Source organism: Streptomyces sp. Pv4-95 (assembly GCF_045782725.1).
GTDB lineage: Bacteria > Actinomycetota > Actinomycetes > Streptomycetales > Streptomycetaceae > Streptomyces.
Window position 1 is genome coordinate 1666112 of sequence record NZ_CP127172.1, and the last position, 15879, is coordinate 1681990.

Annotated in this window: 13 protein-coding genes; 6 read left to right on the forward strand and 7 right to left on the reverse strand. The window is 73.2% G+C overall.

What is annotated here, in order from left to right; all coding sequences use genetic code 11:
- Window positions 1–70 precede the first annotated feature (70 nt).
- The gene (locus QOM21_RS07550) at window positions 71–1258 is read left to right on the forward strand and encodes a cytochrome P450 (protein WP_407548968.1); all 1188 of its coding nucleotides are present in this window, start codon (window positions 71–73) and stop codon (window positions 1256–1258) included.
- Window positions 1259–1293: 35 nt separating this feature from the next.
- Entirely contained in the window at window positions 1294–1488 is a 195-nt protein-coding gene (locus tag QOM21_RS07555) for a ferredoxin (protein ID WP_407548969.1), read from the forward strand.
- A 9-nt stretch (window positions 1489–1497) separates the two neighbouring features.
- Here the strand turns inward: QOM21_RS07555 and QOM21_RS07560 are convergent, their stop codons facing one another.
- The 5 genes from QOM21_RS07560 to QOM21_RS07580 all read right to left on the reverse strand — a co-directional run bounded on the left by QOM21_RS07560 (window position 1498) and on the right by QOM21_RS07580 (window position 8726).
- Window positions 1498–3312, reverse strand: coding sequence for a CocE/NonD family hydrolase (locus QOM21_RS07560; RefSeq protein WP_407555602.1), 1815 nt, complete (start codon window positions 3310–3312; stop codon window positions 1498–1500).
- Window positions 3313–3568: 256 nt separating this feature from the next.
- Window positions 3569–4501 carry an LD-carboxypeptidase gene (locus tag QOM21_RS07565; RefSeq protein ID WP_407548970.1) on the reverse strand — a complete coding sequence of 311 codons (933 nt, stop codon included), beginning with the start codon at window positions 4499–4501 and terminating at the stop codon, window positions 3569–3571.
- Window positions 4498–6522 carry a S9 family peptidase gene (locus tag QOM21_RS07570; protein ID WP_407548971.1) on the reverse strand — a complete coding sequence of 675 codons (2025 nt, stop codon included), beginning with the start codon at window positions 6520–6522 and terminating at the stop codon, window positions 4498–4500. Before QOM21_RS07570 ends, QOM21_RS07565 begins: the two co-directional genes overlap by 4 nt.
- Before the next feature lie 43 nt (window positions 6523–6565).
- Window positions 6566–7900: a M20/M25/M40 family metallo-hydrolase gene (locus tag QOM21_RS07575; RefSeq protein WP_407548972.1), complete on the reverse strand. Its 1335-nt coding sequence runs from the start codon at window positions 7898–7900 to the stop codon at window positions 6566–6568.
- Window positions 7893–8726, reverse strand: a complete 834-nt coding sequence (locus QOM21_RS07580; RefSeq protein WP_407548973.1) for a M55 family metallopeptidase — start codon at window positions 8724–8726, stop codon at window positions 7893–7895. The genes QOM21_RS07575 and QOM21_RS07580 overlap by 8 nt, the downstream gene beginning before the upstream one ends.
- Window positions 8727–8945: 219 nt before the next feature.
- Between QOM21_RS07580 and QOM21_RS07585 the strand changes: the two genes are divergently transcribed.
- Genes QOM21_RS07585 through QOM21_RS07595 form a run of 3 tightly spaced genes read left to right on the forward strand, consistent with a single transcriptional unit; the run spans window position 8946 to window position 13410 of the window.
- Window positions 8946–10475 (forward strand): SDR family oxidoreductase, encoded by a 1530-nt coding sequence (locus QOM21_RS07585; protein ID WP_407548974.1) that lies wholly within the window; start codon window positions 8946–8948, stop codon window positions 10473–10475.
- Between the two features lie 45 nt (window positions 10476–10520).
- A complete protein-coding gene (locus tag QOM21_RS07590; RefSeq protein WP_407548975.1) occupies window positions 10521–11894 on the forward strand; it encodes a cryptochrome/photolyase family protein in 1374 nt (457 codons plus the stop codon).
- A gap of 10 nt (window positions 11895–11904) precedes the next feature.
- Entirely contained in the window at window positions 11905–13410 is a 1506-nt protein-coding gene (locus QOM21_RS07595) for a cryptochrome/photolyase family protein (RefSeq protein WP_407548976.1), read from the forward strand.
- Window positions 13411–13447: 37 nt separating this feature from the next.
- On the opposite strand, the gene QOM21_RS07600 is transcribed toward QOM21_RS07595, so the two are convergent.
- Entirely contained in the window at window positions 13448–14704 is a 1257-nt protein-coding gene (locus QOM21_RS07600) for an NAD(P)/FAD-dependent oxidoreductase (RefSeq protein ID WP_407548977.1), read from the reverse strand.
- A gap of 250 nt (window positions 14705–14954) precedes the next feature.
- Window positions 14955–15386, reverse strand: a complete 432-nt coding sequence (locus tag QOM21_RS07605; protein ID WP_407548978.1) for an ATP-binding protein — start codon at window positions 15384–15386, stop codon at window positions 14955–14957.
- Window positions 15387–15602: 216 nt separating this feature from the next.
- On the opposite strand from QOM21_RS07605, the gene QOM21_RS07610 reads away from it, so the two are divergent.
- Window positions 15603–15776: a CsbD family protein gene (locus QOM21_RS07610; RefSeq protein WP_407548979.1), complete on the forward strand. Its 174-nt coding sequence runs from the start codon at window positions 15603–15605 to the stop codon at window positions 15774–15776.
- Window positions 15777–15879: the final 103 nt, after the last annotated feature.

The window sequence follows — 15879 nt, forward strand, 5'->3', positions numbered from 1 at the left end:
GTCGCACAGGCGCGCTTGTCTGTCGACATGCCGCGCAGGGGACCCGGGCCCCTGCGTACGGGAGGCGTCCATGACCGAAGCCATCTCCTTCCCCCAGGACCGCACCTGTCCCTACCACCCCCCGGCCGGCTACGACCCGCTGCGCGCACAGGGCCCGCTGGCCCGCGTCTCCCTCTACGACGGCCGCTCGGTGTGGGCGGTGACCGGCCACACCGAGGCGCGTGAACTGCTCACCGACCAGCGGTTGTCCTCCGACCGGCTGAACCCGTCCTTCCCGATCCCGAGCGAGCGCTTCTCGGCGGTCCGGCGGACCAGGGCGCCGCTCCTGGGCGTGGACGACCCCGTGCACAACACCCAGCGCCGGATGCTGATCCCCAGCTTCGGCGTCAAGCGGATCGCCGCGATGCGCCCCGAGATCCAGCGGATCGTCGATGGCCTCCTCGACCGGATGCTGGCGCAGGGCCCGCCCGCCGAGCTGGTCTCCGCCTTCGCGCTGCCGGTGCCCTCCATGGTGATCTGCTCGCTCCTCGGCGTGCCGTACGCCGATCACGAGTTCTTCGAGGAACAGTCCCACCGCATCCTGCGCGGCCGCAGCGGCGAGGAGGCGGAGACCGCCCGGCAGAATCTGGAGACCTACTTCGCCGGTCTGATCGCCCGGAAGGAGAAGGATCCGGGCGACGGGCTGCTGGACGATCTGATCGAGGACCGGCTGCGAGCCGGCGCGCTGGAGCACGACGAACTGACCCGGATGGCGATGATCCTGCTGATCGCCGGCCACGAGACCACCGCCAACATGATCTCGCTGAGCACCCTCACGCTGCTGGAACACCCCGAACAGCTGGCGCAGTTGCGCTCCCGGGAAGACCTCATGCCCAGCGCGGTGGAGGAGTTGCTGCGCTTCCTGTCGATCCTCGACGGCATCCTGCGGGTGGCGAAGGAGGACATCGAGTGGGGCGGGCGGACCATCCGGGCCGGCGAGGGCGTGATCTTCCCGGCTTCCCTGATCAACCGTGACGACACCGTGTACCCGGCCCCGGACACCCTGGACCTCGGCCGAGCCGCCCGTCACCATGTGGCCTTCGGATTCGGGATCCACCAGTGCCTGGGCCAGAACCTCGCGCGGGCGGAGATGGAGATCGCGCTGCGTTCCCTCTTCACGAGGATCCCGGGACTGCGGCTCGCCGTACCGGCCGGCGACCTCCCCATCAACCCCGGGGACACCCTGCAGGGCATGATCGAACTGCCGCTGGCCTGGTGAGCCGGATGGCGACAGCATCGGGAAAGGAGTCCGCCGTGCGGATCACCGTCGACCAGGACATCTGCATCGGCGCCGGTCAGTGCGCCCTGACCGCGCCCCGGGTCTTCACCCAGGACGACGACGGCTTCGGCACGGTGCTGCCCGGCCGGGAGGACGGCGCGGGCGACCCGCTGCTGCGGGAAGCCGCCCGCGCCTGCCCGGTAGGAGCCATCGAGGTCGCGGGCGGCTGACCGGCAGCCCTACCCCACCTGGCCCCGCATGACGGGCAGTTCGAGCACTCCGGTGTCGCCGGGGGCGCTGGTGATCGTCACCGGCTTGATACCGCGGTTGCCCGTGTAGGCGGAGTCGCTCGCCGCGACGACGAAGCGCAGCCGGTGCCCCGGCTGGTAGCGGTGCACGATGCCCGGGAGTTCCACGGTGAAGCTCCGCGTCACATCGGGCACCCGGGCCGGGGCCACCAGTCGGTGCACCAGCGTCTTGCTGCCGTCCGGCGCGACGTCGTAGAGCTTGGCGAACAGCACCAGCTTGTCCGCCGCGTCCGAGGAGTTCTGGGTCCGCTCGGCCGCCGGCGAGGAGACCTTGAGCGTCACCTTCGGGGTGCCCACGAGATCGGCCGGCCCGCCCGTCACCGGCTCGGACGTCCACGCCAGGTGGGTGCCCGCACCGTCGAACGGCGCGGAGTCCGGCAGCCCGAGCAGGCCGGCCAGCGAACTCTCCGAGTGGCTGCTGGCCACCGGGAGGTTGCGGTAGTGCCGGCTGCCGCGCGCGACCTTCGTCCGGTTGTCGACGAGCTTGCCGTCACCGGAGAGATACAGCCGCTGACTGCCGCTCGTGGGATAGCCCGAGGCGGTCGCGTAGCTGGAGCCCTCGGGCGCCCAGTCCTGGTAGTACGCGAAGGCGGGCCCGGTGTCGGTGTCCGTCCTGCGGTGCAGATAGCGGTCGAACCACGCGAGGATCCGCCGTCCGACGTAGCTGGTCTCCAGATTCCCCTGTTTGAGGTCGAGTTCGCCCGCGGCCGACTTCTTCATCCCCCCGCTGTGACCCCATGCCTGCCAGATCATCTTGGTCTCGGTGCCCTGGGCGGACAGGGTGCGGTAGGTCGCGGCGGCCTCGTTGAGGTTGAACAGGCTGTCGGCCTGGCCCTGGACGAGGAGCGTCGGCGCGCTGACCGACTTGAGATAGGAGACGGGGGAGACGCTGCGGGCGTAGCGGAGCATCGTGGCGGTGTCCTGGGCCGGGTACCGACCGGAGTCCAGCAGCCGCTTGGTCTGGCAGGCCGACGCGACGAAGTGCAGGCAGCCGGCGCCGCCGGTCCGTGAGCGGTCGAGACCCGGGTGCGCCAGCCCCTGGGCCTCGCCGATCAGGAAGAAGCCGTTCGTCCACTGGTACTTGTACGCGCCGGGCACCGGGCCGGGTGCACTGCTGTCCCGGTCGGCGTTGTTCGGGGCGAGGGAGTACGCCAGGTCGTGCCAGGTGATGAGCGGGACCAGCGCGTCCACCCGGTGGTCGACGGCGGCGGTCGCCATCTGGATGGCGCCGCCGTAGGACCCGCCGATCATGCCGACCCGCGGGTCCCTCGCACCGTCCTTCGTGACGTAGTCGACCCGGGTGCCGTCGTCCGCCGCCCGGGCGCCCGCCAGGAAGTCGAGGAGCTGGGAGGCCGCCTTGCCGTCGGCCGTCGGGTCGTCCAGGGAGATCGGACAGCCGGTCTTGCCGAAGCCGAGACCCGAGTAGGCCATGGCCACATAGCCGCGGGCGGCGAAGGATTTGGCGGTGACATCGGTCGAACCGTCCGCCTTGCTTCCGCCGAAGCCGTTGGTGGTCAGCACTGCGGGTGCCGGGTGCGCGGCGTCGGCTCCGGCCGGGCGGTAGAGGTCCGCGTCCACGGTGCAGCTGCGGTCGCCCGCGCGGACGGTCAGCTTCAGGGCGGTGACGGAATACGGCGCGGCTGCGGTCGCGGGGGCGGCGGTCAGGGCCAGCGGCACGGTGAGGGCGGCCCCGGCCAGCAGGGCGATCGACCTGCGCGGTGCGGGGCGGGAGACGGCTCGGGACACGCTGGGCACGCAGACCTCCACAAGGACACGTCGTACCAACCAGTCGGTAACGGCGGGCTCATGCTGTGACACGAGTAACCCGCATGTCAACGCTTTCGACACGCGTCGCTGTTAGGACGTCAGTTCAGCGACCGACTACGCCACTCACCATGATGGACACAGCATCCGGCGTGTATTTCATGAGACATGACGGGGCGTCACTCAAGTGGAGGTGTCCGGGCGGGAAGGGCCCGCGCGCACGTGGTCGGCCACATGGTCAGCTCAGTGCCGGGATCTCCAAGGTCAGCGTCCCGGCCGTCGCGTCCAGCTCCGCGGGGACGCCGAGCGGCAGGGTCAGCGCGGAGTCACCGTGACCGAAGCCGAACTCCTCCACCACCGGCACCCCGAGACCGCACAGCCGGTCCCTGAGCACCTCCCGCACCTGTGCGTACGGGCCGCAGCGGGCCCAGGAGCCGAGGACGATCCCGGCGACGCCGTCGAGCCAGCCGGCACGCGACAGCTGCGTCAGCGCCCGGTCGATGCGGTAGGGCGGCTCCCCCACGTCCTCCAGGAGCAGCAGTCCGCCGGGGACGCCGCGCCGGGCCTGGGCGGTGCCGACCTCGCTGGCGAGCATCGCCAGGCAGCCGCCGACGGTGACCCCGCGGGCCCGGCCAGGCACCAGCGGCCGGGCCGTCCCGGAGGCCAGCGTGCGGACCGTCTCCGGCGCGAAGAGGGTGCGCCGCAGATGCTCGCGGGTGGCCTCGTCCTTGAGGAAGACCTCACCGGCCACGGCCGGTCCGTGCAGCGAGGACACTCCGGCCCGCACCGCGAACGCCTCGTGCAGCACCGTCACATCGCTGAAGCCGACCAGCGGCTTGGGGGCCGCGGCGCGCAGGACGTCCCAGTCCAGCAGGTCGACCATCCGCTGGGCGCCGTAGCCGCCGCGCGCGGCGAACACCGCGGCGACGGACGGATCACACCACGCCTGCTGGAGTTCGCGGGCGCGGTCCTCGTCCGAGGCGGCGAGATAGCCCAGCGTGTCATGCGAGCCCCTGGTGCCGGGCGAGGTGACGGGGTCGAGGTCCCAGCCGCGCAGGATGTCCAGGCCGCAGTCCATCCGCTCCGGCGCGATCGGGCCGCTGGGGGCGACGACCGCCACCCGGTCGCCGGGCCGCAGCCGCGGCGGCCGGATCAGCCGCGCCGCCGTCATGTGCGCAGCTCCAGCTCCGGGATGTCGTCGCGGACGAAACAGAACGTCCGGGCGTAGAGGGAGAGTTCGGCCTCGACGGCGCGGACCATGGTGTCCTCCCGGCGGAAGCCGTGTCCTTCGCCGGGGAAGGCCAGATAGGCGTGCGGTATGCCGCGCCCGGCGACCTCGGCGAGGAACCGTTCGCACTGCGCGGGCGGGCAGATGACATCGTCCAGGCCCTGGAGCAGCAGGAACGGCGCCGCGATACGGTCCGCGCGGTGCAGCGGCGAGCGGGCGCGGTAGCGGTCGGGGACCTCCGCGAGCGGGCCGACCAGGGACTCCAGATACCGCGACTCGAAGTCATGGGTCTCGTCCGTCGCCCAGCCCGCCAGATCCAGGATCGGATACTTGATGGTGCCGCAGGCGTAGAGGTCCGTGGAGGTCAGCGAGGCGGCGGTGGTCCAGCCGCCGGCGCTGCCGCCGCGGATGGCCAGCCGGGCGCCGTCGGCGGTGCCCTCGTCGGCCAGCGCGCGGGCGACGGCGGCGCAGTCCTCGACGTCCACGATGCCCCACTGACCGCGCAGCCGTTCGCGGTATTCGCGGCCGTACCCCGTCGAGCCGCCGTAGTTGACCTCGGCGACGCCTATGCCGCGGGAGGTGAAGTAGGCGATTTCCAGGTCGAGGACCAGCGGGGCGCGGGTGGTGGGGCCACCGTGCACCCACACCACGAAGGGCGGGAGTTCGTCGTCGGGGCCGGTGTGGTCGGGGCTGTGCGGCGGATAGATGTGGGCGTGGACGTCCCGGCCGCCGGGTCCGGTGAAGGTGCGGGCCCGCGGGCGGGGGTAGTAGGCGGGGTCCACGACGTCGGTGTGGCGGGCGGCGATCGCCCGGGAGCGGCCGGTGCAGGTGTCGAGTTCGACGACCTCGTAGGAGCTGTGCGGTCCTGCGGCGATGCCGAAGGCGCGGCTGCCGTGGGCGGTGAGGGTGGGCGCCCATTCCGTCCAGGGGCCGGCCGAGTCGACCAGGTCACCGGTGACCGGGTCGAGGATTCCCAGGTTGGTGTCGCCGAGGCCGTGCAGGACCGCGATGGTGCCGTTGTCCAGCGGCAGGAACCAGCGCTCGCCGACGTTCCACAGCGGGCCGCCGAACTCCTCCTGGCGGGCGGGGCACAGGCTGCGGCGGGCGGCCGTGCCGGGCGGCGCCGCGGGGTCGACGCACTCCAGCTGCCACCAGCCGCTGAGGTCGGAGACGAAGAGCAGCGAGCCGTCGGCGGCCCACTCGATCTGTGCGATGGCCTCGCCCCGCTCGCCCCCGCCGGGCGAGGTGGGGCCGAGGTCGCCCACGAGTGGCCGGATGTCCTTGAACTCGCCCTCGTCGGTGACGTCGGCGAGCATCACCAGGGTGCCGTCCCAGGGCATCTGCGGATGGTCCCAGGCGATCCAGGCGGCGCGCCGGCCGTCCGGGGAGAGCCGCGGGCCGGTGACGAAGCGGTGCCGGTCGTCGCTCAACTCCCGGACGGCGCGGCGGTCTTCGGAGGCGGAGCCGTCTAGCGGCACGGCGGCGAGCACCCGGCGGACGTCGGTGGGGCGGTCGCCGGTGAACTCCTCCAGGACGCACCACACCTCCCCCAGTTCCGGGCGCAGCACCGGGTCGACCCACCGCAGGCCGCCCCCGACGGCGGACAGCGGGGTGAGCGGGCGCGGGGCCTCACCGCCCTCGGGTGCGCAGGCGTACAGCCGCTGGTCGGTGAACTCGCTGAAGACGATCAGCGGTCCGCGGTCGGTGAGGGTGCCCGCCCAGGGCTGGCCACCGTATTCCAGCACCCGGCTGCGGACGTCCCACGGGGCGGGGAGTACCGCCTCCTCGGTGCCGTCGGGCCGCCTGCGGACCAGTGCCCGGCGGCCGCGCTCGGCGGGTCGCGGCTCGGTCCACCAGACCTCGTCACCGACCCCGCCGATGAACGCCGGACGGCCGTCGTGCGCGGCGACCGTCCGGGCGTCCATCGGGGATGGCCAGGCTCCGTAGGGGGCGGTGGTCACCATGCGGGAAGTCCTCCTCTGCCGGGCCGGCCGGCGGGCCGTGCCGTCATACCTGTCGCAGGAAATGGTCGAGCACCCGGACGCCGAAGTGCAGCGCCTCGACGGGTACGCGCTCGTCGACGCCGTGGAAGAGTGCCTGGTAGTCGAAGCCCTCGGGCAGTTTCAGCGGCGAGAAGCCGTAGCCGGCGATGCCCAGCCGGGAGAACTGCTTGGCGTCCGTGCCTCCGGACATGCAGTAGGGGACGACGTGCCCCTGCGGGTCGAAGAGTTCGACGGCGTCGCGCATCGCGGTGAAGGTCGGGGAGTCGACCGGTGCCTGCAGGGCGACCTCGCCGTGGTGGTAGTCCCAGCTGACGTCGGGGCCGGTGAGTTCGTCCATCGTCGTGCGGAACTCCGCCTCGCCGCCGGGTACCACCCGGCCGTCCACGTAGGCGACGGCGCTGCCGGGGATCACATTGACCTTGTAACCGGCTTCCAGCATCGTCGGGTTGGAGCTGTTGCGGATCGTCGGCCGGACCAGCTCGGCGGACGGGCCGAGCTTGCTCAGCAGGGTGTCGACGTCGAAGCCGGGGGCGTCGACATCGACGTCGACGACGTGCAGCACGGCGAGTTCGCGCAGCGCGGCCCGCACGGTCGGGGTGAGGCGGACGGGCCATTCATGGGCGCCGATGCGGGCCACCGCGGCGGCCAGCCGGCTGACGGCGTTGGCGTCGTTGACCTTCGAGCCGTGGCCCGCGCGGCCCTGGGCGGACAGCTTCAGCCAGGCCGTACCGCGCTCCCCCGCCGCGATGGGATACAGCTGCATCCCGCCGCCGGCGTGGAAGGTGTAGGCCCCGGACTCGCTGATGCCTTCGGTGCAGCCCTCGAAGAGGTCGCGGTGGTGGTCGGCGAGGAAGCCCGAGCCGTCGTCGGCGCTGGCCTCCTCGTCGGCGGTGAAGGCCAGCACGATGTCGCGACGGGGCCGCACGCCGGTGCGGGCCCAGCGGCGGACGGCGGCGAGCACCATCGCGTCCATGTTCTTCATGTCGATGGCGCCGCGGCCCCAGACCACGCCGTCGCGGACCTCCCCGGAGAAGGGATGCACGGTCCAGTCGGCGGGCTCGGCGGGCACCACGTCCAGGTGGCCGTGGACCAGCAGGGCGTCGGCTGCGGGGTCGGTGCCCGGGATGCGGGCGACGACGTTCGTACGGCCCTTGGTGCGCTCCAGGAGCGTCGGTTCGATACCGGCCTCGGCCAGCAGCTCCGCGACGTACTCGGCGGCGGGGCGCTCCTGGCAGGTGCCGTCGCCCGTGTTGGTGGTGTCGATGCGGATCAGGTCGGAGGTGAACCGCACGACCTCGTCGAGGGCCTGCTGGTCGACCGGCCCGGTGAAGTCAGCCATATTGTTCCTCCACGGCGGACGAGACGACGGTGGTGACCGCCTTGAAGCACCGGATGGCTTCGTACATGTTCTGACTGGTATACGCGACGCGGCGCTCTCCCGTGCGCTCCACGCCGGGCACGCAGGTCGCCGCGCCCACCAAATGCTCCGCGTCGAACTCCATCTCGACGTGGAAGGGGCCGGCGCCGACCGGTTCGTGGCGCACCGCGAGGGACGCCGCTTCCCGGGCGGCGGCCCGGATGTCGGCCGCCGTACGGGCCGGGGGGCGGCATACCGCGGCGTAGCGCGAGACATAGTCCTTGACGGCCACCGCGGGTGCCTGCGGGGCGTACCCCTGGGCGTCCTGGCAGGTGCGGTCGTCGCCGGTGACCAGGACCACCGGCACGCCGTACTCGGCGACGACGAGGGAGTTGAGCAGGCCCTCGCTCGCCCGGGCGCCGTCGACCCAGACGCCGGTGAGGGAATTGGCGAGGTAGGTGTGCGCGAGGACGCCCTCGGTGCCGGCGCCGGTGTGGTAGCCGACGAAGGCGATGCCGTCCACGTCGCCGTGCTGGACGCCCTCGACCATGCTCAGCGACTTGTGGCGTCCGGTGAGCATCTGCGCGCGCTCGTCGAGCTGCTCCAGCAGCAGATTGCGCATCGTCCAGTGCGCTTCGTTGACCAGCACCTCATCGGCTCCGCCGGCGAAGAATCCGGCGATCGCCGCATTGACGTCGGAGGTGAACATATGGCGGCAGCGCTCCCACTGCGGCGTGCCGGGCAGCACATCGGCGGGCCAGGTCACGCCGGTGGCGCCCTCCATGTCGGCCGAGATGAGGATCTTCATGCCGCGTCACGTTACGCGTTCCGCCCCGCGCCCGACAGGGCTGTGGATAAGTACAGAGGTCTACTCCACTGACGGCCTACAGCGGTCCCCCGACCGGCCCTGACGTGGGCCCGCGACACCCCCGCGTCCCCGCGGCCGCGCCCGGCGGCGGAGGACGGGCGGAACGGGTGGGCGCGGGAGAAGGTGGACGCAACGGTACGACGCGAGGTGGAGGCTCCCATGACGAGCGAGGACCCGGCAGGCGGGCCGCGCTGCCTGGTGACCGGAGCGACGGGGTACATCGGGGGCCGGCTGGTGCCCGAGCTGCTGGACGCCGGCTACCGGGTGCGGTGCCTGGCCAGATCGCCGGGCAAGCTGCGGGACCACCCGTGGGCCGGGCGGGCCGAGGTGGTGCGGGGCGACGTCACGGACGCGGAGTCGGTCGGCGCGGCGATGCGGGACATCGACATCGCCTACTACCTGGTGCACGCGCTCGGCACCGGCGCGGGCTTCGAGCGGACCGACCGCGACTCCGCCCGCATCTTCGGCGAGCAGGCGCGCGCCGCCGGCGTCCGGCGCATCGTCTACCTGGGCGGTCTCACCCCGGCGGAGGTCGACGAACGCGACCTCTCCCCGCATCTGCGCTCGCGGGCCGAGGTGGGCAGAACCCTGCTGGCGTCGGGGGTCCCGACCGCCGTGCTGCGTGCGGCGGTCATCATCGGCTCCGGATCGGCGTCCTTCGAGATGCTGCGCTATCTCACCGAGCGGCTGCCGGTGATGGTCACCCCGAGCTGGGTCCGCACCCGCATCCAGCCGATCGCCGTCCGCGACGTGCTGCGCTATCTCGTCGGCAGCGCCGAGCTGCCCCGGGAGGTGAGCCGCACCTTCGACATCGGCGGCCCCGACGTGGTGACCTACCTGGACATGATGCGGCAGTACGCGTCGATCTCCGGGCTGCCGCGGCGGCTGATCGTGCCCGTTCCCGTGCTCACCCCCCGGCTCTCCAGCCACTGGATCGGGCTGGTGACGCCCGTGCCGCCGGCCATCGCCCGGCCGCTGACCGAGTCGCTGCGCCACGAGGTGGTGTGCCACGAGCACGACATCGCCCGGTACGTCCCCGACCGGCCGAGGTCACCGGTGGACCTGGCCACCGCGCTGTCGCTGGCGCTCCAGCGGGTGCGGGAGGCCAACGTCACCACCCGGTGGTCCTCCGCCTCGGTACCGGGCGCGCCGAGCGACCCGCTGCCGACCGACCCCGACTGGGCGGGCGGCAGCCTCTACACCGACCGGCGTGAACTGCCGGTCGGCGCCTCGCGGTCGGCGCTGTGGCGGGTCATCGAGGGCATCGGCGGGGACAACGGCTGGTACTCCTTCCCGCTCGCGTGGGCGATTCGCGGCCGGCTGGACAGGCTGGTGGGCGGGGTGGGGCTGCGGCGCGGCCGCCGCGACGCCGCACATCTGCGGGCCGGGGACTCGCTCGACTTCTGGCGGGTCGAGGAGATCGAGCCCGGCAGACTGCTGCGGTTGCGCGCCGAGATGCGGATCCCGGGCCTCGCGTGGCTGGAGATGTACGCCGACCAGGACGGTTGGGGGCGGACCCGCTACCGGCAGCGGGCGATCTTCCATCCGCGCGGGCTGCTGGGGCACTTGTACTGGTGGAGCGTTTCGCCGTTCCACTCCATCGTCTTCGGCGGAATGGCCCGTAACATCGCCAGGACCGCCGCCGAGGAGGAGGCCGCCCGCCCCCCGGAGCGGCAGCCGGCGCCGTGAGAGCCGCCCCGCCGTACACGTCACCGTTCGCCCTGGAGTGACGCCATGACAGTCGCCGTCGTCCTGTTCACCTCCGATCTGCGCCTGCACGACCATCCCCCGCTGCGCGCGGCGCTGCAGGCGGGCGACCAGGTGGTGCCGCTGTTCGTGCGCGATGAGGCCATCGCCTCCGGTGGCTTCGCCGCGCCCAACCGCCGGGCGTTCCTCGCCGACTGCCTCACCGGCCTCGACGCGGGGCTGCGCGAGCGCGGCGGGCGGCTCGTCGTGCGGTCCGGGGACGTGGTGGAGCAGGTGTGCAAGGTGGCCGCGGAGGCCGATGCCGACGAGGTGCACCTGGCGGCCGGTGTCAGTGGCTACGCGCACCGCAGGGAGGAGCGGCTGCGTGCGGCGCTGGAGGCCGAAGGCCGGCAGCTGCACGTCCACGACGCCGTCGTCACCGCCGTCCCGCCCGGTGCCCTGACACCGGCCTCCTCGGACCACTTCGCGGTCTTCACGCCGTACTTCCGGCACTGGTCGCGAGAGCGTCTGCGCGATCCGCTGGGCGCCCCCCGCACGGTGCGGGTACCGGACCGGGTCTCCTCGGAGCCGGTGCCGTCCCGCAAGGACGTCCCGGGGGTCTCGGCGGGGCTCGCCGCGGGAGGCGAGAAGGAGGGCCGGGCGCGCCTGTCGGCCTGGGCGCGCGGCGGACTGGCGGACTACGAGGAGCGGCACGACGACCTGCCGGGCGACGCGACCTCCCGGCTCTCCCCGCATCTGCACTTCGGCACCCTTTCCGCGGTCGAGGCCGTCCACCGGGCACGCAGGAGCGGCGGCCCCGGCGCCGAGGCCTTCGTCCGGCAGGTGTGCTGGCGCGACTTCCATCACCAGGTGCTCGCCGCCAGGCCCACCGCGGCCGCTGACGACTACCGCACCCACCACGACCGTTGGCGCGGGGAGCGGTCGGCCGCGGAGGAGATCGCGGCGTGGAAGGAGGGCCGTACGGGCTATCCGGTGGTCGACGCGGCCATGCGGCAGCTGGCGCACGAGGGCTGGATGCACAACCGCGGCAGGCTGCTGACCGCGAGCTTCCTGGCCAAGACGCTGTACGTGGACTGGCGGATCGGCGCCCGGCACTTCCTGGAGCTCCTGGTGGACGGCGATCTCGCCAACAACCAGCTCAACTGGCAGTGGGTGGCCGGGACGGGCACCGACACCCGGCCCAACCGGGTCCTCAACCCGGTGACCCAGGGCAAGCGCTTCGACCCGGACGGGACCTACGTCCGCCGCTGGGTGCCCGAGCTGCGGGGCATCGAAGGGCGCGCGGTGCACGAGCCGTGGAAGCTGCCGGACACCGAGCGCGCCGCGTACGACTACCCCGAGCCGCTCATCGAACTCTCCGACGGCCTGGCCCGCTTCAAACGGGCCCGCGGCAAGGACTGAGGAGACGGGTTTGGGCACCGCGCACTGGCTGTTCGGCGACCAGCTCGGCCCGCACTTCCTCGCCCCGGGGGACGGCGGCCCGGGCCGCGACACGCCCCTGGTGATGATCGAGGCCCGCTCGGTCTTCCGACGCCGCCGCTTCCACCGCGCCAAGGCACACCTCGTGCTCAGCGCGATGCGCCACCGCGCCGCCGAGCTGGGCGACCGGGTGCGCTACGTCCGTGCCGACACCTATCGGGAGGGACTGCGGGAAGCCGTCGGGGACGGCGAGGTGACGGTGCATCACCCCACGTCCCGGGCGGCGCTGGCGCTGACCTCCTCGCTCGGCAACGTCACGGTGCTGCCGGCCCGCGGCTTCCTCGTGCCGCAGGAGGACTTCCGGGCCTGGGCCGAGGCCAGGAGCACCGGCACACTGCGCCAGGAGGACTTCTACCGCTGGGTCAGACAGGGCCACGACCTCCTCATGGACGGGGGCCGGCCGGCCGGCGGCCGCTGGAACCACGACCACGACAACCGCGAGCCACCGCCCCGGGACGCCCGCACCCTCGGCGTCCCCGCGCCGTACCGGCCGCGTGAGGACGCGATCGACGAGGAGGTACGGCGCGACCTCGACCGCTGGGAACGCGACGGGGACGTCGCCTTCGTCGGCCGGGACGGGCCCCGGCGCTTTCCCGCGAGCCGCCGCGAGGCCCTCACGGCGCTGCGCCGCTTCCTCGCGCACCGGCTGGCCGCCTTCGGGCCGTACGAGGACGCCGTGCTGGCCGGCGATCCGGTCATGAGCCACAGCCTGCTCTCCTCCTCGCTCAATCTCGGCCTGCTGCATCCGGCCGAGTGCGTGGAGCGCGCGGAGGCCGCCTGGCGGGCGGGCGAGGCACCGCTGAACAGTGTGGAAGGGTTCATCCGGCAGATCGCCGGCTGGCGTGAGTACGTCTGGCAGCTGTACTGGCACTTCGGCGCGGACTACCGGCGGCGCAACGCACTGCGTCACCACGCGCCGCTGCCCGGCTGGTTCGTGGAACTGGACGCCGACGCGGTCACCGCGCGCTGTCTGGCCACCGTGCTGCGGCAGGTGCGCGACACCGGCTGGACCCACCACATCCCGCGCCTGATGGTCCTCGGCAGCTACGCCCTCCAGCGCGGCTGGGACCCCGCGGAGGTCACCGACTGGTTCCACCGCTCCTTCGTCGACGGCTACGACTGGGTGATGCTCCCCAACGTCGTCGGCATGTCGCAGTACGCCGACGGGGGCCTGATGACCACCAAGCCGTACACCTCCGGAGGCGCGTACCTGCATCGCATGAGCGACCTGTGCGGCCCGTGCGCCTACCGGCCGACCGAGCGTGTCGGGGAGCACGCCTGCCCCTACACGGCGGGCTACTGGGCCTTTCTCGACCGGCACCGGGATCGGCTGGAGGGCAACGGCCGGATGCTCCGAGCGGTGCGGGGCCTGGACCGCCTGGCGGACCTGCCGGAGCTGCTGCGCGAGGAGAAGCGCCGCGGGGACGGGCCGCCCTGAGGGCGGGCGTGGTCGGCAGGGACGCAGGACGGCGCGGTCAACGGGGCGGTCGGCCCAGGTCGCGGAGCACTTCGCGGGCGGCCCTGGCGCCGGAGGCCAGCGCGCCCTGTACGGACCCGGTCGCCCGGTGGTCACCGCAGACGTAGCGGCCGGGACCGATCCGGGACGGCCGGCTCAGCGGGTGCGGCGGCGGCATGGCCGGCAGCGCGTCACGGATGGTCCGCACCGCCACCCGCTCCCACCCCGAGGCGTCCGCGGCGTACGCCTCGGTCAGCGCGGCACGCAGGACGCCCTCCCGCCCCGGGCCGTCCGTGCCGAGGACCGAGGTGGCCACCAGCGCGGTGCCGGCGGGTGCGTGGCCGGGCACCACTTCGCTCAGCACGCAGGAGTTCAGGAACCGCAGCCGCACGTCGGTGAGCAGTGTCGGCTCGGTCAAGGGGGACGCCGGGGCCGCGTGGTAGTACGTCGTGACGGTGCGGTGCGGGGGTACCGGGAGACCGGGCAGCAGGGAGCCGGCCGCGGCGGCGCCGGTGGCCACGACGACGGTGCGGGCCCTCAGGGTGCCGCCGCCGTCGGACAGCCGGGCGCCGTCGTCGGTGAGGCGGTCGACGGGACAGCCGAGCCGCACGGCGCCCTCGGGCAGCCGGTCCGCGAGCTGCCGCGGCACCGCCCCGATGCCCTCGCCCGGCAGGCAGAGGGTGCCGCGCAGCATGCTGCGCCAGACGAGGTGGAAGAACCGGCTGGAGGTCTCCAGTTCGTCCTCCAGGAACACGCCCGACAGGAAGGGACGGAAGAACCGCTCGACGAACTCCTCGGACACTCCGGCCGCGGCGAGCGCCGTCCGGGTGGTGCGGTCCGCGCCGCGGGTGAGCAGCCGGGCCGGGGCCAGCATGTCGCGGGCGGACAGGGCGCCCAGGGCGAGCAGGTCGCGGGAGCCCGCCAGCCTGCCAGGCAGCAGATCGGCCGCCCTGCGGGGCACGCGGGTGGGGTCGGTGAAGCGCAGCCGCCGCCCCTCGTCGGTGTGCACCAGCACGCCCGGGGTGAACGGACGCAGCCGCAGCGCACGAAGGTCCAGGCGCTTTCGCACCTGCGGATAGGAGGTGTTGAACACCTGGAAGCCCCGGTCGACGACGAACCCGTCCACCCGGTCGGTGCGCATCCGGCCCCCGACCTCGTCGGAAGCCTCCGCGACCCGGACCGTCAGCCCGGCCGACAGCAGGTCCCGAGCGCACGCGAGACCCGCCGGGCCCGCACCGATCACCAGGACATCGACGGTGCCGCGGTCGGGGGCCATCGGGGCACCGCCCTTTCCTCCGGGAGCGCGCCCGCGCCGGCCGGCGGACGCGGCTGATGAGCCGTCTCCTCATCCTTCCGGTTGTCCCCGGGCGGCGGAGGCCGCGGACCGCTCGGCGCCGACGCCGGACACCGGCTCCGGGGCCGTGGAGCTGGGCGAACGGCGTTCCGATCCGGCGCGGCGGCGACAGGGGCAGACGGGTGACGGCACGGGGCGCGTGCTCCGGGGTGACCGCCGCGCTCCGGCGCGGTCAGCGGGCCAGGACCGCGATGACGGCCTTGCCGCCGTGCGGGTGCGGGCGGACCGTCACCGTTCGGGCGAGGCTGCGCACCATGGACAGGCCGAACCCTCCGGTGCCGCCGGTCAGGTCCGGGCTGCGTTCGCGCGGCCGGTCGGGGCTGGGGTCCTCGACGGCCACCCGCAACGCGTCGTCCTCGACCGTCAGGCGCAGGGCCGTGACCTCGCCGGCGTACCGAAGGGCGTTCGTCACCAATTCGGAGACGACGAGGAGGACGTTCTGGGTGGTCTCCGAAGAGGCCGGTGGCCGGAGCCCGGAGAGGAACGCTGCCACCGCGTGGCGCGCGTCCGCGGCCTGGCGTGGCCGAGCGGTGTACGCGTCGGTGTCGCCGTCCGCGCGGCCCGCGCCGGAGGGGCGGCCGGTGTCCTTCACTCCGTGGTCCATGCTGTTCACCCCGTCAGATCTCTCCTCGGCTTGTTCATTCCACTCCTCGCTTACCCGGAGTTCACCGGCTGAAAAGGCCGATGCCCCTCCGCGGATACGCAATGGCGGAGGCCGGCCCCGTTTGCCACCGAGGGGGTGCCTGCCGGTTTGTCGCCGATACCTTCGGGCACGCGTTCTCTCGTCAAGGAAACGGCTCAACAGTAAGGGAGCGCGACCATGACCCCGGACAAGAAGATGTCCACCAAGGCCGAGCAGATCACGGGTGCGGTGAAGGAAACCGTGGGCCGCGCCGTCGGTAACGAGCGGCTGACCGCGGAGGGCCGGGCCCAGCGCGCCGATGCCGACATGCGTGAGGCCGGGCACAAGGCCCGCGAAGCGTTCCGGCGCTGACCGCGCCCGACGCGGAAGCGATGGCGCCATCAGGCGGCATACCGCCGGAGTGACGTACCGCGCCGAGGGGCGAGCAGCAGCCCCGGCGACGTCGTTCCGGCCG